Source organism: Microbacterium sp. (assembly GCF_052102115.1).
Classification (GTDB): domain Bacteria; phylum Actinomycetota; class Actinomycetes; order Actinomycetales; family Microbacteriaceae; genus Microbacterium.
On sequence record NZ_JBQDVP010000001.1, the window covers coordinates 88,960 to 109,829 of the forward strand.

General features: G+C 68.4%; 18 protein-coding genes and 1 riboswitch. Of the genes, 11 read left to right on the forward strand and 7 right to left on the reverse strand.

Annotation, left to right across the window (positions count from 1 at the left end; all coding sequences use genetic code 11):
* Positions 1-22: 22 nt before the first annotated feature.
* Both ACTICP_RS00425 and ACTICP_RS00430 read left to right on the forward strand, forming a co-directional pair.
* Positions 23-742 carry a DUF6882 domain-containing protein gene (locus tag ACTICP_RS00425; protein WP_441888396.1) on the forward strand — a complete coding sequence of 240 codons (720 nt, stop codon included), beginning with the start codon at positions 23-25 and terminating at the stop codon, positions 740-742.
* Positions 739-1,290, forward strand: coding sequence for a hypothetical protein (locus tag ACTICP_RS00430; protein WP_441888398.1), 552 nt, complete (start codon positions 739-741; stop codon positions 1,288-1,290). Before ACTICP_RS00425 ends, ACTICP_RS00430 begins: the two co-directional genes overlap by 4 nt.
* A gap of 112 nt (positions 1,291-1,402) precedes the next feature.
* Here the strand turns inward: ACTICP_RS00430 and ACTICP_RS00435 are convergent, their stop codons facing one another.
* Both ACTICP_RS00435 and glyA read right to left on the reverse strand, forming a co-directional pair.
* Positions 1,403-2,284 carry a bifunctional methylenetetrahydrofolate dehydrogenase/methenyltetrahydrofolate cyclohydrolase gene (locus tag ACTICP_RS00435; protein WP_441888400.1) on the reverse strand — a complete coding sequence of 294 codons (882 nt, stop codon included), beginning with the start codon at positions 2,282-2,284 and terminating at the stop codon, positions 1,403-1,405.
* Between the two features lie 125 nt (positions 2,285-2,409).
* Entirely contained in the window at positions 2,410-3,684 is a 1,275-nt protein-coding gene (glyA, locus tag ACTICP_RS00440) for a serine hydroxymethyltransferase (RefSeq protein WP_441888402.1), read from the reverse strand.
* Between the two features lie 41 nt (positions 3,685-3,725).
* Positions 3,726-3,809: riboswitch (ZMP/ZTP riboswitch) on the reverse strand.
* A 37-nt stretch (positions 3,810-3,846) separates the two neighbouring features.
* Between glyA and ACTICP_RS00445 the strand changes: the two genes are divergently transcribed.
* The 5 genes from ACTICP_RS00445 (at position 3,847) to ACTICP_RS00465 (ending at position 9,664) form a co-directional block, all read left to right on the forward strand.
* Positions 3,847-4,995 carry an N-acetylglucosamine-6-phosphate deacetylase gene (locus tag ACTICP_RS00445; protein ID WP_441888404.1) on the forward strand — a complete coding sequence of 383 codons (1,149 nt, stop codon included), beginning with the start codon at positions 3,847-3,849 and terminating at the stop codon, positions 4,993-4,995.
* A gap of 364 nt (positions 4,996-5,359) precedes the next feature.
* Complete coding sequence (locus ACTICP_RS00450; RefSeq protein WP_441888406.1) at positions 5,360-7,510, forward strand: sigma-70 family RNA polymerase sigma factor; 2,151 nt, start codon at positions 5,360-5,362, stop codon at positions 7,508-7,510.
* A gap of 9 nt (positions 7,511-7,519) precedes the next feature.
* Positions 7,520-7,891: a YrdB family protein gene (locus tag ACTICP_RS00455; protein ID WP_441888408.1), complete on the forward strand. Its 372-nt coding sequence runs from the start codon at positions 7,520-7,522 to the stop codon at positions 7,889-7,891.
* Positions 7,888-9,249 (forward strand): FAD-binding oxidoreductase, encoded by a 1,362-nt coding sequence (locus ACTICP_RS00460; protein WP_441888410.1) that lies wholly within the window; start codon positions 7,888-7,890, stop codon positions 9,247-9,249. Before ACTICP_RS00455 ends, ACTICP_RS00460 begins: the two co-directional genes overlap by 4 nt.
* A complete protein-coding gene (locus tag ACTICP_RS00465; RefSeq protein ID WP_441888412.1) occupies positions 9,242-9,664 on the forward strand; it encodes an NUDIX hydrolase in 423 nt (140 codons plus the stop codon). Before ACTICP_RS00460 ends, ACTICP_RS00465 begins: the two co-directional genes overlap by 8 nt.
* Before the next feature lie 186 nt (positions 9,665-9,850).
* On the opposite strand, the gene ACTICP_RS00470 is transcribed toward ACTICP_RS00465, so the two are convergent.
* The 4 genes from ACTICP_RS00470 to ACTICP_RS00485 are packed head-to-tail and all read right to left on the reverse strand — an operon-like array spanning position 9,851 to position 15,279.
* Entirely contained in the window at positions 9,851-10,630 is a 780-nt protein-coding gene (locus ACTICP_RS00470; RefSeq protein ID WP_441888414.1) for a glucosamine-6-phosphate deaminase, read from the reverse strand.
* Positions 10,623-11,555 carry an ROK family protein gene (locus ACTICP_RS00475; protein ID WP_441888534.1) on the reverse strand — a complete coding sequence of 311 codons (933 nt, stop codon included), beginning with the start codon at positions 11,553-11,555 and terminating at the stop codon, positions 10,623-10,625. The genes ACTICP_RS00470 and ACTICP_RS00475 overlap by 8 nt, the downstream gene beginning before the upstream one ends.
* Positions 11,556-11,596: 41 nt before the next feature.
* Positions 11,597-12,784 (reverse strand): ROK family transcriptional regulator, encoded by a 1,188-nt coding sequence (locus ACTICP_RS00480; protein ID WP_441888416.1) that lies wholly within the window; start codon positions 12,782-12,784, stop codon positions 11,597-11,599.
* A 5-nt stretch (positions 12,785-12,789) separates the two neighbouring features.
* On the reverse strand, positions 12,790-15,279 hold the full coding sequence (locus tag ACTICP_RS00485; protein WP_441888418.1) for a family 20 glycosylhydrolase: 2,490 nt from the start codon (positions 15,277-15,279) through the stop codon (positions 12,790-12,792).
* A 51-nt stretch (positions 15,280-15,330) separates the two neighbouring features.
* Between ACTICP_RS00485 and ACTICP_RS00490 the strand changes: the two genes are divergently transcribed.
* From ACTICP_RS00490 to ACTICP_RS00500, 3 genes are all read left to right on the forward strand, one after another.
* On the forward strand, positions 15,331-15,738 hold the full coding sequence (locus tag ACTICP_RS00490; protein WP_441888420.1) for a RidA family protein: 408 nt from the start codon (positions 15,331-15,333) through the stop codon (positions 15,736-15,738).
* A gap of 118 nt (positions 15,739-15,856) precedes the next feature.
* On the forward strand, positions 15,857-16,330 hold the full coding sequence (locus tag ACTICP_RS00495) for a hypothetical protein (protein ID WP_441888422.1): 474 nt from the start codon (positions 15,857-15,859) through the stop codon (positions 16,328-16,330).
* Positions 16,331-16,466: 136 nt separating this feature from the next.
* Positions 16,467-17,927: a L,D-transpeptidase family protein gene (locus tag ACTICP_RS00500; protein WP_441888424.1), complete on the forward strand. Its 1,461-nt coding sequence runs from the start codon at positions 16,467-16,469 to the stop codon at positions 17,925-17,927.
* Here the strand turns inward: ACTICP_RS00500 and ACTICP_RS00505 are convergent.
* Positions 17,921-20,230, reverse strand: coding sequence for an NADP-dependent isocitrate dehydrogenase (locus tag ACTICP_RS00505; protein WP_441888426.1), 2,310 nt, complete (start codon positions 20,228-20,230; stop codon positions 17,921-17,923). The genes ACTICP_RS00500 and ACTICP_RS00505 overlap by 7 nt on opposite strands.
* A 116-nt stretch (positions 20,231-20,346) precedes the next feature.
* On the opposite strand from ACTICP_RS00505, the gene ACTICP_RS00510 reads away from it, so the two are divergent.
* Complete coding sequence (locus ACTICP_RS00510) at positions 20,347-20,805, forward strand: GNAT family N-acetyltransferase (protein ID WP_441888427.1); 459 nt, start codon at positions 20,347-20,349, stop codon at positions 20,803-20,805.
* The last annotated feature ends 65 nt before the right edge of the window (positions 20,806-20,870 follow it).

Below are 20,870 nucleotides of genomic sequence, written 5' to 3' on the forward strand. Positions count from 1 at the left end.
GCTCTGCGGCCAGACTGGTCGTATGACCTTCGCAGCACTCCAGCCCCTCGCCGACCGCGCAGCCCTCTTCGCCGCCCTCCGTCAGGACGCGCTCACCACCGCCGTGGACGCGCTCGGCGAATACCGCTGGGACGCTGACATGGCCGCCGGCACGCTGACCTTCAGCTCGACGACCGACCCCTCGCACAATCTGGTCACCCGCCCGCACCTGATCGCGACGATCGCTCCGGGGCCGCGTTCCCTGCTGTGGGCCTGGGCGCACCCGCAGGGCGACCGGGAGGGCGTCGCCGCGCAGCTGCGCGACTACGGAGCCCAGTACGACATGCCTGAGCTGACCCAGTCCGAACTGCCGTTCCCCGAAGACACCGGATCCGACATCGAAGCGTGGATCGCCGATACCGCGCACCAGATCGGCACCATCGCCGTGGAGATCACCGGCCGGTCGCCGTATTATTCCGCTCCCATCGGCGGCGGCACGCGCGCGGTGTTCCTGCTCGACGCGCCGATCCCGCCGACGACGGTCGCCGAGGTGGTGATCAAGTCGCCCCGCCTGCTGTCGAACCTCGGACTCGACGACGCGCGCTCCTCGGTATGGGATGCTGCGCGCCTCGCCGGCTGGAACCTGCAGTGGTCCGACGCAGAGTTCACCGGTGCGACCATCAGCGACGGGTCGAGCTCGGCGACGTTCCAGTTCGACGAGCAGGCCCGTGTCACCAACGTGGAAGGATCCCTCCGGTCATGAAAGCCTGGCTCATCCGCGCGCTCTCCCTCTACGTCTTCAACGTCGTCGTACTGCTGCTGATCGGTCTGTTCATGCGCGGCGTTGCCGTCGGGTGGAACGCGCTGTGGGCCTCTGTCATCCTGACGCTGGCGACGCTCGCTCTCAAGCCGCTGCTGCTGAAGGTGTTCCGCAGCGCTGCCTCGAAGTCCGCCAGTCGGCGCTCGAAGCTCGGCGAGAAGGGCATCCAGTATTTGCTGGTCTTCGCCGTCGCGCTGATCATCTGGGTGCTGACCGTGATCTTCAGCGGTGTCAGCATCGGCGGCTGGTTCTGGGGTTACCTGCTGCCGCCGGTTTTCCTGCTGATCGCCTGGGTCATCTACGATCTCGTCGACGATCGAATGGAGGCGAAGACCGGTCAGATCATCGGGTCGGTCTCGTCTCGTATGAAGAGGACGGATGCCGCGGCGCCCGCCTCCTCGACCACCCCGTCGCCGGAGTCGAAGATCGGGAGCACCGAGCTCGCCGACGAGCTGACGCCCGAACAGCGCCGCATGCTCGACGAGCTGTAGCCCCGGCTTCACTCAACGCCCCGTAGGGCCGAGATCGCCGGTCGTTGAGCGAAGGCGGCGCAGCCGCCGCAGACGAAACGCGTTGAGCGAGCGTCAGCGAGCCGAAACGACCTCAGCCCGCGAGCCGCTCCGCGGCCTCGACGACGTTCGTCATGAGCAGCGCGACCGTCATCGGCCCCACTCCGCCCGGGTTCGGGGACAGGTAGCCGGCGACCTCTGCGACGTCAGGATGCACGTCGCCGAAGACCTTGCTCTTGCCGGTCTCGGGGTCGTTCTCTCGGGTGACACCGACATCGAGCACCGCGGCGCCCGGCTTGACGTCTTCGGCACGGATGAGGTGCTTCACCCCGACGCCGGCGATGATCACGTCCGCCATGCGAAGGTACGGCGCCATGTCCGGCGTGCCGGTGTGCACCTGAGTCACCGTCGCGTTGATGCTGCGGCGGGTGAGCAGCAGCCCCATCGGACGCCCGATGGTCACCCCGCGGCCGACGACCACGACGTGCTTGCCTGCGAGGTCGTAGTCGTTGCGCAGCAGCAGCTCGATCACGCCGCGCGGCGTGCACGGCAGCGGCGTGTGGATCGGCCCGTTCACGTTCAGCACGAGGCGCCCGAGGTTGGTCGGGTGCAGACCGTCAGCGTCCTTCGCCGGGTCGATGCGCTCGAGGATCGCGTCGGTGTCGATGTGCTTCGGCAGGGGCAGCTGCACGATGTAGCCGTGGCAATCCGGGTCGGCGTTCAGTTCGTCGATCAGGGCCTCGACCTCGGTCTGCGTGGCGTCCGCTGGCAGCTCGCGCTGAATCGAGTTCATGCCGATCGCCTCGGACTGCCGATGCTTCATGCCGACGTAGAGCTGCGATGCCGGGTCGGCCCCCACGAGCACCGTGGCGATCCCGGGCACGATGCCCCGTGCCTTCAGCGCCGCGACCCGTTCGGTCAGCTCGCTCCGGATCTCGGCAGCTGCCGCCCGGCCATCCAATACTCTCGCAGTCATGTCACGCTCCGTTCATGTGCGTCTCGCGAGACTGCATTCCGCGGATGAGATCGCTCGGAGTCCGGCGCGTTTCATCCGCGGAATGCAGTCTCGAAGAAGAAAAAGAAGAAGAAGAAGAAAGGAAGTTACTGGGCGAGGGTCGGGTAGAGGGGGAAGCCCTCGGCCAGACGGTCGACGCGGGCCTTGAGAGACGCCGCATCCGCCCCGGGGAGCAGCGCGAGGGCGATGATGTCGGCGACCTCGGTGAACTCGGCATCCCCGAACCCGCGGGTGGCGAGCGCGGCCGTGCCGATGCGCAGCCCCGAGGTCACCATCGGCGGACGCGGGTCGTTCGGGACGGCGTTGCGGTTCACGGTGATGTGGATGTCGTGCAGCAGGTCTTCGGCCTGCTTGCCGTCGATCGCGGCATCCCGCAGGTCGACGAGCACGAGGTGCACGTCGGTGCCGCCGGAGCGCACGGCGACGCCGGCATCCTTGACGTCCTGCTGGGTGAGGCGATCGGCGAGGATGCTGGCGCCGGTGAGCGTGCGCTGCTGACGGTCCTTGAACTCCGGGGTCGCGGCAAGCTTGAACGCCGTCGCCTTCGCGGCGATCACGTGCATGAGCGGCCCGCCCTGCTGGCCGGGGAAGACGGCGGAGTTGATCTTCTTCGCGATGTCGGCGTCGTTCGAGAGGATGAAGCCCGAGCGCGGGCCGCCGATCGTCTTGTGCACGGTCGACGAGACGACGTGCGCGTGCGGCACCGGGTTCGGGTGCAGGCCCGCGGCGACGAGGCCGGCGAAGTGCGCCATGTCGACCCACAGGTACGCACCGACCTCGTCGGCGATCTCGCGGAACTTCGCGAAGTCGAGCTGGCGCGGGTACGCCGACCAGCCGGCGACGATGACCTTCGGCTTGTTCTCGATTGCGAGGCGGCGCACCTCGTCCATGTCGACGAGCGAGGTCTCCGCGTCGACGCCGTACGCGACGATGTCGTACAGGCGGCCCGAGAAGTTGATCTTCATGCCGTGCGTGAGGTGCCCGCCGTGGTCGAGCGAGAGCCCCAGCAGCGTGTCGCCGGGGCGCGCGATCGCGTGCATGACAGCCGCGTTCGCGGTGGCGCCGGAGTGCGGCTGCACGTTCGCGAACTCGGCACCGAACAGCGACTTCACGCGCTCGATGGCGAGCGACTCGGCGACGTCGACCTCTTCGCAACCGCCGTAGTAGCGACGGCCAGGGTAGCCCTCGGCGTACTTGTTGGTGAGCACAGAGCCCTGCGACTGCAGGACGGAGACGGGTACGAAGTTCTCGGATGCGATCATCTCGAGGAACGTCCGCTGGCGGTTCAGTTCGCGATCGAGGACCTCGGCGATCTCGGGGTCGACCTCTGCGAGCGGGGCGTTGAAGTACGGATCAGTCATGTCCTCTTCTTTCGTTGCGGAAACGGCCATCGGGGATGGATGTCATCGGCCCAGGCGCGCGGTCGAATTCCGTAACGGTCGCTCCCCGGTGGTGACCCACCCAGACGCCAGTCGCGACGTTTCGAGCATAGCGGAATCACTCGCGCGGGGTAGGTTTTGTTCATGGTCTCAACCGTCATCCACTCCGCCAGACTCATCACCGATGGAACCGAGACGGCAGACGGTTGGGTGCGATTCGAGGACGGATTCGTCACGGCCGTCGGCGCCGGTTCCGGCTGGACGGATGCCGACACCGTCGTGGATGCAACGGAGGTCGCCGGTCCCGGCGCGATCCTCACGCCCGGGTTCGTCGACATCCACGGGCACGGCGGCGCCGGCGCATCTTTCGATGAGGGGATCGGTGCGATCCGCACGGCGCGCGACCTGCACCGTGCGCACGGCACGACACGTGCCGTCGTCTCGCTCGTGACCGCCCCGCTCGACGACCTCGCCCGTCGCGTCGACGAGATCGCGGAACTCGTGCAGACGGATGCCGACATCCTCGGCTCTCACCTGGAAGGGCCGTTCCTCGACCCCGCGCACCATGGCGCACACGAGCCGTCGCTGTTGCGCGACCCGGTCGCCGCAGACGTGCAGCGCCTGCTGGATGCCGGTCGCGGCACCGTGCGCCAGGTGACCATCGCACCGGAACTGCCCGGCGGCATCGAAGCGATCCGACTGATCGTCGCCGCGGGTGCTGCCGCCGCCGTCGGCCATACCGATGCGGATGCCGCGCAGACCGCCGCCGCGTTCGATGCGGGAGCCACGATCCTCACCCACGCGTTCAACGCGATGCCCGGCATCCATCACCGCGCGCCGGGGCCGGTGCTCACGGCCGCCGCCGATCACCGCGTCGTGCTGGAGGGCATCGCCGACAACGTGCACCTGCATCCGGCCGTCGTCAGGCTGCTGTTCGATTCCGCTCCCGGGCGAGTGGCGCTGGTGACGGATGCGATGGCTGCTGCCGGCAGCGCCGACGGCAGCTACGACCTCGGAGCCGTCCGGGTGACGGTGACCGACGGCATCGCCCGTGCCGATGACACCGGCTCGATCGCGGGGTCGACCCTCACACAGGATGTCGCGCTGCAGCGCGCCGTGCAGGCGGGCGTGCCGCTTGTCGATGCCGTGCGCGCCCTCACCTCGACGCCAGCCGGGGCCATCGGGTTCGGCGGCCGGCTCGGTTCACTGGCTCCCGGATTCGCCGGAGACGCCGTACTGCTGGATTCGACACTGCAGGTCGCGCAGGTGCTGACCGGCGCTGCCGTGCGCTGAGCCGGCCGTGGGCCGCCATCCTCTCGACGGCGGCCCCTCGCGCTCCGGCCCGAGACCGGGCGGCTCGGCTTCTCCTCCCCCGAGGAACCCGAGCCGGCCCGACCAGCGCAATTGCCCCGCGCCAGTGCCGGACTCCGCCCCCCGGTGGAGTCATGTCGGCTGTCTCTATGTGATGAGACGACACCGCACGCCGTTCACTACGCGATCCGCGAAAAAAGTTCTGCGAACCCCCTCCGAGTTATCAACAGGGGTGGCCAGGCTGGGAGTTTCGAGGGAGAATAGCTGAGGCGCGTGGAGATCCAACGATTCCCGCGTCTCTTCATGTGAGGGCACACAACACGCCCCCACGACCGATTGATGATTTGTGCGAACTGACGAACCCAGACACCCCCATTCCACCGCAGACGCCGACCTGATTCTCCGGACACGATCCGGTGACGGCGGTGCGTTCGGCGAACTGTGGCGCCGCCACTACCCGTCGGGGATGTCGGTCGCGCGATCGATCACCTCGAGCATCGATCCGGACGACCTGGTGCAGGAGTCGTTCACGCGCATCTACCAGGCGGTCCTCAAGGGCGGCGGCCCGAACGGATCCTTCCGCGCCTACCTGTTCACCAGCATCCGCAACACGGCTGCGGCCTGGGGTCGTTCCCGTCGCGAGACCGCGATGGACGAACTCGACACCGTCCCTGATCCCGACAGCACCGAGCAGGCGGCCAGCGAGGCCCTCGACCGCGGACTCACGGCACAGGCGTTCCGCAGCCTGCCCACGCGCTGGCAAGAGGTGCTCTGGTACACCGAGATCGAGCAGATGAAGCCGGGCGAGATCGCCCCGCTGCTGGGCATGAAGGCCGGCGCGGTGTCGCAGCTCTCCTTCCGTGCCCGCGAGGGTCTGCGCGAGGCGTGGATTCAGGCGCACCTGCGCAGCACGGGCGCCGATTCCGAGTGCCACTGGACCATCGAGCATCTCGGCGCGCACTCGCGCGGAAACCTGAGCACTCGCGACCGCAAGCGCGTCGATGCGCACCTCGATGACTGCGCGCGCTGCCTGATCGTCGCCGGCGAAGCCAAAGACGTCTCGAGCCGTCTCGCGCTGGTTCTCCTTCCGCTGGTGCTCGGCGTCAGCGGCGCCACCGGGTACGCCGCCCTGCTGCAGAGCGGCGGCGCCACGGCGGTTGCCGTGGCGGCCATGCCGTCCAGCGTCGTGGCGGGCGGTGTCGTGGCGGACGGTGTCGTGGCGGGCGAGGGCCTCGTCGGCCTCCCTGTCGGCGTTGACGGAACATCGGCCGCCGGCGGCGCGGGAGGTGCCGGTGGCACGTCCGGCGGCGCCATCACCGGCCTCGGCGCGCTCGTCGGTGCTGGTTCTGCCGCACTCGTGGTCGCCGGCGTGGTCGCGGCCGCGACGATCGTCCCCGGGCTCGTCAACGCGAGCCCTGTCACGTCGCTGCCCAATGCCGGGGACGCCGACGACTCATCGATCTCGTCGGACGTCTCGCCGGACAACGGTATCGACTCCACCGAGAAGCCGCTTCTCAAGGTGCCGGAAGATGCACCTGAGGAGAAGGACGACGAGGGCCGAGCGCCCGAGACCAGTCCCCCCGTTGCACCGCCGGTGGCCGACGAGGTTCTCGAGATCCCCGCGGAGACGCCCGCCGGTGAAGGCGGCGACCAGAGCGTGCCGCCCGAGCCCGATCCTGATCCCGGCAACGACGCGGGTCAGGAAGAAGAAGACAACGGCGGTGAAGACACCGGCGGCGGCGATGACGGGGAAGACAACGACGGCGGCGAAGAGGGAGAAGGTCCCGAGGACCCGACCGATCCTGAGGACCCGTCCGACCCCGGAGACCCAGAGGAGCCAGCCGCTCCGACCGGTCCAGTAAGCATTGCGGATACATCGATCGAGCGCAGCGACGAAGGATGGCGGCGCTACATCCTGACGATCACTGTCGATGGCGTTCCCGGAACAACCGTCGAGACGCTTCTTGGCGACAATACGATCTCCGACCCGGTCGTCCTCAACGAGCAGGGGTCGGGCGACATCGTCCTGAATCTGCCAATAACGCAGTCTCCGTTCACGGTCGTGACAATCCAGTACCTCGTTGATGACGTCGCACAGCACCCCCTGCGCAAGCGGCTTTGGCAGCTCGGCCTCGAAGCACTGCCGTCATCCGCATCGGCACCGACAGAAGATGCGGTGGCGAAACCCACCGACCAGGAGCGACCAGCAGCTGATCAAACTGCTGAGCCACCGACCGAAGAACGCGACACTGAAGATGCCGTCGCCGAAGAGCCTGCTGTCGAAGCACCTCCGGTTGAAGAGCCTGTATCCGAAGAGCCCGTCATCGAAGACCCCGCTCCTGAAGAGCCACAGGCCGAAGAGCCCGTGACCGAAGAGCCCGTCGTTGAAGAGCCCGCTGTCGACGCGGCACCAGAGTCCGTTCAACCGACCGAACAGGCCGTCGAGACTCCGGCTGAGGACGCCGCCGCGACCGAGGACACCGCGCCCGCCGAATAGACTGGGAGCATGTCCGAAGCCCCCGACGCAGTCCCCGGTGTGAACCGGCCGAACATCACTCCGCTCGACATCATCCGGGCCATCGTCCTGGTCGTGGCGCTCGCCTCGCTGGTGCTGTGGGGCTTCGCGATGTGGGTCTTCCCGTGGAACCTGATCTTCGGCATCGGCGCACCGCTGATCGTGCTGCTGGTGTGGGCGCTCTTCCTCTCACCGCGCCCCGTACTGCGACTGCATCCGTTCATCCGCGCCGTCGTCGAACTGCTCATCTATGCCGGCGTGACCCTGGCGTGGTGGTCGATGGATCAGGCGTGGATCGGCCTCGCCTTCGCCGTCGTCGCCGTCGCCGCCGGGCTCTTCGCGGGGCGGCGAAACCTGAGGTGACCGTCGCCGCAGACCTGCGGAACGCGCTCGGCGACATCGTCGACGTCACCGACGAGAGTCTCGAAGCCGCCCGCGCCGACCGCTCCGGGCATCGCTCCGCCGGGCGTCCCCTCGCGATCGTTCACGCCGAGAGCGTGGATCACGTGCAGCAGACCATGCGGATCGCGAGCAGTACGCACACGCCCGTCGTGATCCGCGGTGCGGGCACCGGGCTCGCCAGCGGCGCCAACGCGGGCCCAGGCGAGATCGTGCTCTCGACGATCCGGATGAACCGAGTGCTCGATGTCCGCCCAGACGATCTGCTGGCCGTCGTCGAGCCCGGCATCCTGAACGCCGAACTGAATGCGCAGCTCGCCGATCACGGCCTGTGGTGGCCACCCGACCCCGCCAGCCGCGACATCTCGACCGTCGGCGGCAACATCGCCACCGGCGCCGGCGGGCTGCTCTGCGCGAAGTACGGCGTCGTGCGCGATGCCGTCCTGGGCGTCGACCTCGTGCTCGCCGACGGACGGCTGCTCCATCTCGGGCACCGCAGCGTCAAGGGCGTGACGGGCCTCGACCTCACCTCCCTCGTGATCGGCTCCGAGGGCACGCTGGGCGTCGTCGTCGGCGCGACACTCAAGCTCCGCCGGCTCGTCGAGGGTGAGAGCTGCACCCTCACGGCTCTCTTCCCCGACGTACGCACTGCTGCCGCAGCATCCGCTGCGGTCACGGCATCCGGAACGCAACCGGCGATCATGGAGCTGATGGATGCCGCCTCCCTCGCGGCCGTGCACGCGCATCTCACAATGGCGGCGCCCTCCTTCGGCACCGCGCAGCTGACGATCCAGACCGACGGCCCCGCTGCCGCAGCCGAGGCCGACCGCATCGCCGAGACGCTGCGCGCCGCCGGCGGAATGGTCACCGTCACGAGCGACGCCGCCGAGGGCGAGCGACTGCTCACGATCCGCCGGTCGATGCACGGCGCGATGGCCGCCCTCGGCACGACGCTCATCGAAGACGTCTCGGTGCCGCGCAGCGCGCTGCCCGCGATGTTCGACGAGATCGGCCGCATCGAGACGGCGTTCGGCTTGACCATTCCGACGGTCGCGCACGCCGGCGACGGCAATCTGCACCCCAACTTCATCTTCGAGGGACCCGAGGTGCCGGCGCAGGTCTGGTCGGCCGCCGACGAACTATTCCGTGCGGCGATTCGTCTCGACGGAACGCTCACCGGCGAGCACGGGATCGGAATGCTGAAGAGTCGCTGGCTCGCCGAAGAACTCGGGCAGGATCAGTGGGAGCTGCAGCGGCAGATCAAGGCCGTGTTCGATCCGCTCGGCATCCTGAACCCGGGAAAGGTGTTCGACCGTGCCTGACATCCACGTGAGCGCAGCCGTCATCCACGACGAGGCCAGGCGCGTGCTGGTCGTGCGCAAGCAGGGCACCACGGCGTTCATGCAGCCCGGCGGCAAGCCCGAGGCCGGGGAGAATCCCGCCCAGACGCTTGCTCGCGAGCTCGATGAGGAGCTCGGGCTCCGGGTCGATGAGCGCACCCTCACGCCGCTCGGCCGGTTCATCTCGGCCGCGGCGAACGAACCCGGTCATCGCGTTATCGCCGATGCCTTCGCCCTCACGATCGCAGCGGATACCGTCACCGTGCAGGCCGAGCTCGCCGAGCTGCGCTGGATCACCCCCGGCGAGATCGGCCCTCTCGAGCTCGCACCGCTGAGCCTCGAGCACCTGCTGCCGCTCGCCTGGCCCGACGCTCTCCCACAGGGCGTATCCGAGTAATCGAGCATGTCGGGAAAGTTGCGGGTGTTCCGGCCCGCGACCGACAGGTTCCCGGACACGCCTTCGGCGCGTGTCGGGAAAGGTGCGGGTCAAGGCCTCTGCGACCGGCAGGTTTCCCGACATGCTCCGGGCTGCCGGGCCGCCGGGCTGCCGGGTTGCCGGGCCGCCGGTCCGGGCGGGGCAGCCTCAGAGGCCCTGCCAGGACGGTTTGTTGTCGAACGCGTAGCGGTAGTAGTCGGCGAGCCGGAGCCGCGAAGCGGCCGCCTCGTCGACGACGACGGTCACGTGCTCGTGCAGCTGGATCGCCGACCCCGGCAGAATCGCGCTGATCGGCCCCTCGACGGCCTCGGCCACGGCCCGGGCCTTGCCCGCACCGAACGCGAGAAGCACGAGATGCCGCGCGCGCAGGATCGTGCCGAGCCCCTGCGTGATGCAGTGCATCGGCACGTCGTCGATTGAATCGAAGAAGCGGGCGTTGTCCCTGCGGGTCTGTTCCGTGAGCGTCTTCACCCGCGTGCGCGAGGCGAACGACGATCCCGGTTCGTTGAACCCGATGTGCCCGTCCGTGCCGATGCCGAGGATCTGCAGGTCGACGCCGCCTGCCGCTTCGATGGCCGCCTCGTAGTCGGCGCCGGCGTGCTCGACGCCGTCGACCGCCCCGTTGGGCGTCGAGATGCGCGCGGGGTCGAGGCCGAGCGGTTCGACGACCTCGCGGTCGATCACGGAGCGATAGCTCTCGGGGTGGGCCGGGTCGATGCCGACGTACTCGTCGAGTGCGAACCCGCGCACCCCCGAGGCGTCGATGCCGGCGACGCGTGCCTGCAGCGCCTCGTACACCGGCAGCGGGGTCGATCCGGTGGCGAGTCCGAGCACAGCATCCGGCTTCGCAGTGATCAGGTGCACGATCTCATCGGCCACCAGAGCGCCCGCAGCGGCGGCGTTCTCGACGATGACGACTTCAGCCATGGATGACGATCTCCTCTTCGGGGACGAGCGCTCCGACCAGCGCGGCGCCGAGGGCGGCCGCAGGGGAACCGGAGGGGAGCAGTTCAATTCTTTCATCGAGGTGCAGCGAACGCAGGAACGGCGAGCCCGCAGCGTCCGCGATGAGCGCCCGGCGGATGCCGTCGCCGAGACGGTCTCCGAGCGCGGTGAGCCCACCACCGATGACAACTGTTTCGACGTCGGCGCTGAGGATGAGGACACGCACGGCTGCCGCGGCGCCGCGTGCGAGATCGGCCCGCAGCAGCATCGCCTCGGTGTCTCCGCCGTCGGCGGCGTCGAAGATGTCGCGGACGGGCAGCGACCCACGGCGCCCCCAGGCGCGCGCCAGTGCTCCGCCGCCGCAGAGCGTCTCGATGCATCCGCGCTGACCGCACGTGCACACGCGTCCAGCCGGGTCCACGGAGATGTGGCCCACCTCGCCTGCTGTCCCCCGCGCACCGCGCCAGAGCCCGTCTTCGGTCACGATGCCGGCGGCGACGCCGGTGCCGAGATTGAGGTACGCCATCGAGGTGCCGACGTCGGCACCGCGGAGAGCTGCCGCCCCGAGTGCCGCCGCATTGACGTCGTTCTCGAGAGCGACCGGAATACCGAGCTCGGCGCGGGCGAGCCGGGCGAGTTCGAGGGATTCGACGCCGAGATTGACGGCGTGCAGCACTCTGCCGCTGGCCGCATCGACAAGACCGGGGATGCCGACGCCGACGCTGCGCACCTCGGCGAGGTCGAACTCCGCGTCGGCCTGCAGCTCCCGGACACCCTCGACGACGTCCGCGACGATCTCGTCGTCGCCGTGTCCGGTCGTCCGGCGGATGCGGCCGATGATCTCGTCGTCGACGGTTATGGCGACAGCATCCGTCTTGGTGCCGCCGATGTCGAGACCGATGCGGATCGACCCGTTCTTCTTCGGGCGCCCGTGCGCCGCGGATCGCACTACGAGACCCCGAGCTGGCCGGAGAGCACCGTGACCGCGGCTCCGCGCAGCACGATGTCGTCCTGGCGAGTGAGGCGGATCACGACGTCGTCGAAGACGCCCTCGAGCGTGCGTGCGCGCAGCGTCTCGGTGGCCGCGTCGATGAACACGCCGTCCAGCAGGTCGGAGGGTCCCGAGAGCACGACCTCGGACAGATCCAGTGCGGTGACGATCGGGGCGACGGCGATCGCCATGCGCGCGCCCGCGTCGCGCAGGATCGCATCGCGCTCGTCGGGACGGGCGCCGACCTCATCGCGCAGTCGGGCAACGCTGAGCCACGCCTCCAGGCAGCCGTCGCGCCCGCAGACGCAGTGCGGTCCGCCGTCGGTTCCGACGACGACGTGGCCGATCTCGCCCGCGGCGAACCGGCTGCCCATCAGCGGCTGGCTGCCCGAGATGAGCCCGGCGCCGACACCGAAGCCGATCTTGATGAGGATGAAGTCTGACCGCGCCGCTCCGAACGTGTACTCGGCGAGCACGGCCGCGTTGGCGTCGTTGCGGGCGACCACCGGCAGATCGAGATCACGGCTGAGCTGTGCTTCGAGGGCGAAGTCCGTCCAGCCGAGGTTCGGTGAGTTGAGCACGAGCCCGTCGGGACGGACCACACCGGGCGTGCCGACGCCGACGCCGAGCAGCGACGTCGTCGCGGCCGAGACGAGCTCGCGGCCCAGCTCGAGCATGGCGGCGTACGCGGCCTGTCCGTCGGACGGTGCAGGGCGGGGGACGTCGCGGCGTTCGATCACGTCGCCGTCGATGCTGAGCACTGCTCCGCGGAAGACCTCGGCGTCCGAGAGATCGAGGCCGATGATCTGATGTCCGTGTCGGTCGATATCCACGAGGGTGGGGGGCTTCCCCGGCCCGACGGTCTCACGGATGCCGAGTTCGACGACGATGCCGTCGGCGATGAACTCCGCCACGAGGTCGGAAATCGTCACACGAGTGAGTCCGGTCTCGCGGGAGAGGTCGGCGCGACTCATGGATCCGGAGTGATACAGGGTCTGCAGCACCAGGGCCCTGTTGTGTCCGCGGGCGTGCTCGGGCAGCACTTTGGCGCGCGAGCGCAGGTGGCGAGCCGGCCCGAAGGCATGCGGCTGGACGGTGACGTACTCGGCAGGTGTCTCCTGCTGCGGTTCATCCGTATCGGACATGTTTGTTAGTACACCTTACGAACGGGGGTCTGCGCAAGTCTGAGACCGGCGACGAGCTCTTCGACGATCCGCTCGCGGTCGGCGACGCTCATGGGTTTCCCGGGTACGCCCGTTCGTCTCTGATCGGGTGTCGGACCGTGAAGCTGACGATACTGCACGCCGGCGCTCGCCAGACGCCGCAGATGCACGGGAAGTCTGCGGAGGAAGTCCTCGACGTCACCCGCCTCTCCCCCGGTCCACAGCCGCTCGGCGATGGCGCACAGGCGCGGGAACATCGCATAGTCCACCCGGTCGCGGGTCGGCAGATGCTCGGTCCACGTGTTCGCCTGCCCGCCGACGACACCGTCCGGCAGGCTCAGCGAGTAGGCGCGCTCGATCGTCAGGGGCGGGCCGACCGGCACCGGCTCGTCCGCCGACTCGGACTGCCGATAGTCGAGATACACCTCCAGATCAGGGCAGCCGACGACCGGGATGCCGCGGCGCAGCGCCTCTGCCATCGCCAGCGGTCCGCGCCATGCGAGGATCTGCACGCCGTCGGGAACCTCGCCTTCGAGCACCTCGTCCCAGGCGAGGGCGGTACGCCCGCCCGAGCGGACATGCTCCACGAAATGGCGGGTGAACCAGGGCTGCACCCCGTGCGGGCTCGCAACCCCTGCATCCTTCATCCACTCGGCCACTGCCGGGCTCTGCGCCCATTCGTCGACGGGCACCTCGTCGCCGCCGATGCCGATCCAGGGTGAGTCGAAGATGTCGCACAGAGCGTCGATCGCCACGCGCCCGAACGCGAGCGCCTCGTCGGTGGGCGCCAGCACGCGAGGGTTTACGCCGAACCGTTCCCACGGCGCGGTGACAGGTTCTCCGGCATCCGTGTTGCCGAGTTCCGGATACGCGGCGAGCGCGGCCTGCACATGACCGGGCAGTTCTACCTCGGGAACGAGGGTGACGAACCGCTCGGCGGCGTAGTCCACGAGTTCGCGCAGTTCTGCAGTCGTGAAGAACCCCTTGTGCACGCCGGGTTCGACGGTGGCGAGCGGTCCGTGTCCGTGCTGGGTCGCCTCGCGACGGGCGCCGACCTCCGTGAGCCGCGGATACCCGGGCACCTCGTATCGCCACCCCTGGTCGTCGGTGAGGTGCAGATGCAGCACGTTCAGGTGGTGGGCGGCGAGCAGGTCGATGAGACGACGGATGTCGGCGGCCGGTCGGAAGTGCCGCGCGACGTCGAGCATGGCTCCGCGCCAGCCGTATGCCGGCTCACCGTGCCAGGTGCCGGCGGGGATGCGCGCGGTTCCGCCGTCGGGCAGCCCCTCCGGCGGGCAGAGCTGGACAAACGTCATGGCGGCGCGGAAGACGCCGGCGGGTGCGGCGCCGGAGAGTTCGACCCGGTCGGCGGTGATGTCGATGCGGAACGCTTCTTCACCGCCGAGCCCCTCGTCGATCCGCAGTACGATCTGCGCGGCATCCGTGGAATCGCCGAGCACCAGCTGCTCGCGCAGGATCGTCGCGGTGCCGGTCAGCGCTTCGGGTGCGGAGACCGCAGCGCCGCGCTGCAACAGGAACGGCGGTGCCTGCTCATCGATCACAGCGTCGATGTGCGGCACCGTGGCACGGTGCGGGGGCGGCGGCATCCGCAGCAACCGACCCGGCGTTGCCGACGTGACCTCGCCGTCTGCCACGACCGGGATGCCGTCGACGAGCACCTCCACGATGTCGGGCGCCAGTGCGTGCGGATCGAAGAGCACGATATCGGCGGTCGCGCCCTCACGGATCACGCCGCGCGCAGCGTCGCCGCGGTCGAGACCGAGCCGTCGCGCGGGCACTGCCGTCCGCTCCCGCACCGCCTCCTCCAGGCTCAGCGCGTCGGTCTCGAGCGCGTCCCGGTACCCGTCCCGTTCTCGATCGTCAGGGCCGTCGCTGTTCGGCGCCCAGTAGCCGCCCCGCTCGGCGACTACGCGGTAGAGCGCCTCGAGCTCCGACGTAAGCACGTCCGTCCCGGGGGTGTCGGTCATTCCGCCGGACAGGCCGAAGGCCCCAGCATCCAGCGCTGCGCCGAGCAGGGCGCACATGCGCTCGAGCTCGTCGGGCGTCGCTGTCCGGGCCTCATTCCCGATGACCATTTCCCGCAGGTGCTCCAGCGATACGAGAGCGGCGACGTTCGACGCCGTCGCACTATAGGCCGCGGTGAGCAGATCGTCCTGCGCGATGACCTCGGTGGTCACCCCCTGTCGAACCGTCGAGCCCTGTCGAACCGTCGAGTCCTGTCGAACCATCGCGTCGATGGAACCGGGCGCGAGCACGAGCCCGTGCGCATCGATCTCGACGGCTCCCGGTGGGAGGTCCAACGTGCGCTCGTCGTCGGCGTCGATGATCGCGACGACCAGAGCCCCCTCGACGGCGACGTCGGCACGGTATCGGTCTCTGCCGGTGCCATCGACGACCGTCGCGCCGCGGTAGATGCGCACACGCCCGGCTGATGCGTGCTCCGCGCTCAGAAGCATGTCGATTCCGGAATTAGTAGAGGCATCTAACAAGGCTACTAGGCTGAAAGCATGAGCACGAAGACCCGCATCACTACCGAGTCCGCCCCGACCCCAGCCCACACGTTCTCGCAGGGCGTGCGCAAGGGCCCGTTCGTCCAGGTGTCGGGTCAGGGACCGGTCGACCCGACGACGGGCGAGTACCTTTTCCCCGGCGATGTCGCCGCCCAGACGACCCGCACGCTCAAGAACGTGAAGGCGATCGTGGAAGCATCCGGCGCATCGTTCGACGACGTCGTGATGCTGCGCGTCTACCTCACCCAGCGCGCGGACTTCGCAGCGATGAACGACGCCTATGGCGCGTTCGTCGACGCCCACACGCCCAGCGGAGTGCTGCCCGCGCGCACCACGGTGTTCACCGGGCTTCCCCGCGAAGAGATGCTCGTCGAGATCGACGGCATCGCCGTCGTCGAGGGCTGACGACCGGCCCGATGGGTTCTTCTCCCCATCGGGGGCATGACATGAAGTGTGCTTGACTAGGTCACCGACCGGAGAATCGCACTGCATTTTTGCGGTGCCATCACAGAGGAAATCACACATGAACCGTCGTATCGCAGCATTCGCTATCGCCAGCGTCGCCGTCCTCGGCCTCACCGCCTGTGCAGGGGGCGCAGCGGAAGAGCCCACCGAAGACACCGCAGACTCGGCTGAGGCTCCGGCAGAGGAGACCAGCACCGACCAGTCCGTCGAAGAGGCCTGCGGCATCGTCATTCCCCAGCTGACGGAAGCCAGCAGCGCCGCCGGTGAGATCGACACCACCGGTGGAACCGACCCGCAGACCACCGTCGACCAGTTCAACGAGGTCGTCAACGCCTTCGGCGAGGCAGCGGACAGCGTCTCCAACACCGAGGTCAAGGACGCAACCACCGCCGTCTACGAAGACTTCGTCGCCCTCGGCGACGTGCTGAACAAGGTGCTCGTCGAGGAAGACCTCGACGCGGCATCCGACATGACCACCATCACCGGCGACATGACGGAGTCGGCCACGGCGCTGCAGGAGCTCTGCAGCTGACACGCAGCCGCAACGAATGCCCCGGGATCATCGGATCCTGGGGCATTCGTGCGTTTCAGGAACCGTTGCCTCCTCGTTATCTTCGGGCCCGTATGATAGGAGGACTTGTCACGTTGATACCACGGGGGGTGAAATCGTGACTGACATCCTTGACGCACCCAGTGCTGACGCCGCACAGACCACGGCGATCACTGAGGCGATGCCACCGAGCGATGGCTCCAGGCCGCTCGAGTGGGCGCCCCGCGAGCCCGCGCCCAAGAAGCACCGCACCGGCCTCTGGGTCGGAATCGGTGTCGGCGCGCTGGCGATCGCGGCTGGTGCCGCATCCATGATCCTGATCGCTCCGGGTACGACGATCGCCGGCGTTCCGGTCGGCGGGCTCACTCCGGGCGCCGCCGCAGACGTCGTCAACGAGCGACTCGCCGACGTTCAGATCAATCTCGCCGGCGCCGAGGGGCAGGGCTCCGTCACGGGCGCCGACCTCGGCGCGACGGTCGACGCTCAGGCTCTCGCCGAGCAGGCCTTCGCCGAGCATCCGATGTGGAACGTCGGCTCCTGGGTGCCCGAGCCCATCACCGGCGGGCTCGCCCTCGACCCCGTGGTGGCGCACGACGTCCTGCGCGATCTGGTGCCCGCCAGCTACGTGGATGCCGTCGACGCCACCGTCGTCTTCGATGCAGACGCCGCCAGTTATACGACCACGGCTGCGGAGCCGGGCTCTGGGCTCGACCTCGATGCGCTCACCGGTGCGATCAGTTCGGCCCTGGCCGATGGCGAAACTGCCCTCGAGTTCTCCGGCGAGCCGGCCATGGCACCTGCCGCCGTGAGTGACGAAGACGCCGCAGCTGTCGCCGACGAGCTGAACACGATGCTCGGCACGATCGGCTTCTACGTCGGCGAAGAGCGCACCGTACCGGTGAAGCCCGAGGTCGCCGCGACCTGGCTCGATGTCGTGGATGAAGACGGCGAGCTGCGCATCGTGGCCGATGAGGGTGCGATCCAGGCCACCGTCGACAAGCTGCCCGCCCTGGTCGAGCGCGAACCCGTCGCCCAGGAAGCCATCGTCAACACGAACGGCACCGTGCTCGACGAGATCACTGCCGGCGTCAGCGGACGTACGCTCGCGGACACCGACACCGTGGCATCGAACTTCGCCGAGCAGCTCGAGGCCGGCAACGCCGTCCAACCGCTCGAGGTCACCGAGGTCCCCTTCGAGAGCACGTCGCTCGTGCGCGAGATCGACATCAACCTCGCCACGCAGACGGTATCCGCGATCGAGAACGGCTCCATCGTCAACTCGTGGAGCGTGTCCTCCGGCGCGGGCGAGTTCGCCACGCACACCGGCTCGTTCCAGATCGGGTGGAAGACGTCGAGTCAGAACATGGGCAACAGCGACCTCACGCAGGCGCCCAACTACTTCCAGCCCGACGTGCCGTGGGTCATGTACTTCAACGGCGACGAGGCTCTGCACGGCGTCTACTGGCACAGCAACTGGGGTACGCCGATGAGCCACGGCTGCGTGGGCATGCCCATCCCGGCCGCCGAGTGGCTGTACAACTGGTCGCCCGAGGGCGTCACCGTCAACGTCCACTACTGAAGCCGCGCCGGGCTGACGCCCGCTCGCTTCAGAAACGCGCGAAGGGCCCGAGGCTGTGTAGCAAACGGCCCCGCGCGCTTAAGCGCGCACTGCGCGGCGATGTTCCCCGTCAGCGTCTGCGACGGACGCAGGAACGTCACCACCTTGTCGACGTCGGGGCGGTAGTAGCCGCCGATGTCGGCTGCGGCGCCTTGCGCCCCGTTGAGCTCTGCGACGATCTCCTGCTCCTTGGCCGTGAGATCAGCAGCGATCGGACCGAAGGCGGCCGCGAGATCGGCATCCTTCGTCTGCGCGGCCAGTTCCTGCGCCCAGTACAGGCCCAAGTAGAAGTGGCTGCCGCGGTTGTCGATCGTGCCGAGCTTGCGCCCGGGCGAGCGGTCTTCTTCGAGGAAGGTGCCGGTCGCAGCATCCAGGGTCTCGGCGAGCACGCGAGCCTTCTCGTTGCCGGTGCGGTCGGCGAAGTGCTCGAGCGAGGCGGCGAGGGCGAAGAACTCGCCGAGCGAGTCCCAGCGCAGGTAGTTCTCCTCGACGAGCTGCTGCACGTGCTTCGGTGCTGAGCCGCCGGCACCGGTCTCGAACAGTCCACCGCCGGCGAGCAGCGGCACGATCGAGAGCATCTTCGCCGACGTGCCGACCTCGAGGATCGGGAACAGGTCGGTGAGATAGTCGCGCAACACGTTGCCGGTGACCGAGATGGTGTCCAGGCCATGGCGCATGCGGGCCAGCGTGTACCGCGTCGCCTCGTCGGGCGGGAGGATCGAGATCTGCGCGCCGTCGGTATCGAGCGTCGCGAGAGCCTGGTGCACCTTGGCGATCAGCTGCGCATCGTGCGCGCGGTTCAGATCGAGCCAGAACACGGCCGGAACCCCGGTCGCCTGCGCACGGGAGACCGCGAGGCGCACCCAGTCCATGATCGGGATGTGCTTGGTCTGCGTGGCACGCCAGATGTCTCCGGCGCCGACGTGGTGCTCGATCACGACCGTTCCCTGGCCGTCGACGACCTCGACGCGACCGGCCGAGGCGATCTCGAACGTCTTGTCGTGGCTGCCGTACTCCTCGGCCGCCTGCGCCATGAGCCCGACGTTCGGCACGGTGCCGATGGTGGCGGGGTTGAGCGGTCCGTTCGCGATGACATCGTCGATCACGGCCTGATAGACGCCGGCGTACGACGAGTCGGGGATCACAGCCAGCGTGTCCTCCTCGCCGCCGTCGAAGCCCCACATCCTGCCGCCGTTGCGGACGAGTGCGGGCATCGAGGCATCCACGATGACGTCGGAGGGCACGTGCAGGTTCGTGATGCCCTTGTCGGAGTTCGTGTACGACAGGCGGGGACCGTTCTCGATCCGCGCGGCGAACTCGTCGGCGATCTCCTTGCCGCCATCGATGCTCGACAGGCCGGTGAGGATCGAGCCGAGACCGTCGTTGGCGCTGAGACCGGCGGCGGCGAGCTGGTCGCCGAACCGGGCGAAGACATCGGCGAAGAACGCCTTGACGACGTGACCGAAGATGATCGGGTCGGAAACCTTCATCATCGTGGCCTTCAGGTGCACCGAGTACAGCACGTCGTCGTTCTTCGCGGTCTCGAGCGTCTCGGCGAGGAAGGCGTCGAGTGCAGATGCCGACAGGAACGTCGCATCGATGATCTCGCGCGGCAGCACCTTGAGGTTGTCCTTCAGCACGGTGACGCTGCCGTCCTCAGCGGTGTGGCGGATGGTGAGGACGTCGTCGTGCGCGGCGATCCAGCTCTTCTCGTTGTGCTTGAAGTCGTCGTGGCCCATGGTCGCGACGCGGGTCTTCGAGCCTTCGGGGAACGGCTTGTTCGTGTGCGGGTGCTTCTTGGCGTAGTTCTTCACCGCCAGCGGTGCGCGTCGGTCGCTGTTGCCCTCGCGCAGCACCGGGTTCACAGCCGACCCCTTGATGCGGTCGTAGCGGGCCCGGATGTCCTTCTCCTCGAGCGAGGAGGGCTCGTCGGGGAAGTTCGGGATGTCGTATCCCTGACCCTGCAGCTCGGCGATGGCTGCCTTGAGCTGCGGAATGGATGCCGAGATGTTCGGCAGCTTGATGATGTTGGCCTCGGGGAGAGTGGCCAGACCGCCGAGTTCGGCGAGTGCGTCTGACACCTCCTGCTCGGCGCTCAGGCGCTGCGGGAAGGCGGCGAGGATGCGCCCCGCGAGCGAGATGTCGCGCGTCTCGATCTCAATACCGGCCTGGCCTGCGTAGGCCTGCACGATCGGGAGGAGCGATGCGGTGGCGAGAGCCGGTGCCTCGTCCGTGTAGGTGTAGATGATGGCGTCGTCGGTCACCGGGAGATTCTCCGTTCACGAGTCAATTTGTCTCGATACCAAGATACCTGAGTGGCCTTGTCCACGTTCTCGATATCTTTCCACCCGCAGCGTCTCGGAGAGGTTACCCTGGGCATATGACTGAACTGCGCGTGGTCGAACTCTCCGCTGCGACGATCGTCGCGGTCAACAACCTGTCTCTGAAGCCGGGGCAGGAGCAGTTCCTCGCACCGGTGTCGTACGGGATCGCCGCCACCGTGATCAACCCCCAGACGTCGTGGCAGCGCGTCGTTCTCGACCGCAACGAGGTCGTGGGCTTCGTCAGCGCGAACTTCGATACCGAGGCCCCGGAGGAGCACTTCCGTTCGGTGCTGTGGCGCATCAACGTCGATGCAGACGATCAGGGGCGCGGTATCGGTCGCTTCGCGGTCGACGCGCTGATCGACGAGGCCCGCCAGCGCGGGATGAACCACGTCGATGTCATCTATGAGGCCGGCGACGCCGGCCCTGCCGCGTTCTTCGAGCGGGTCGGCTTCACCCAGGTCGGCGAAACCGAATACGGCGAGGTCATCGCCTCGATTCGGGTCGCCCCCTAATACCGGCGGCGGGGTCTCGGATCCCCTCCCCCACCGAGGCTCCGTCGCCTTCCCGCGCACTGCAC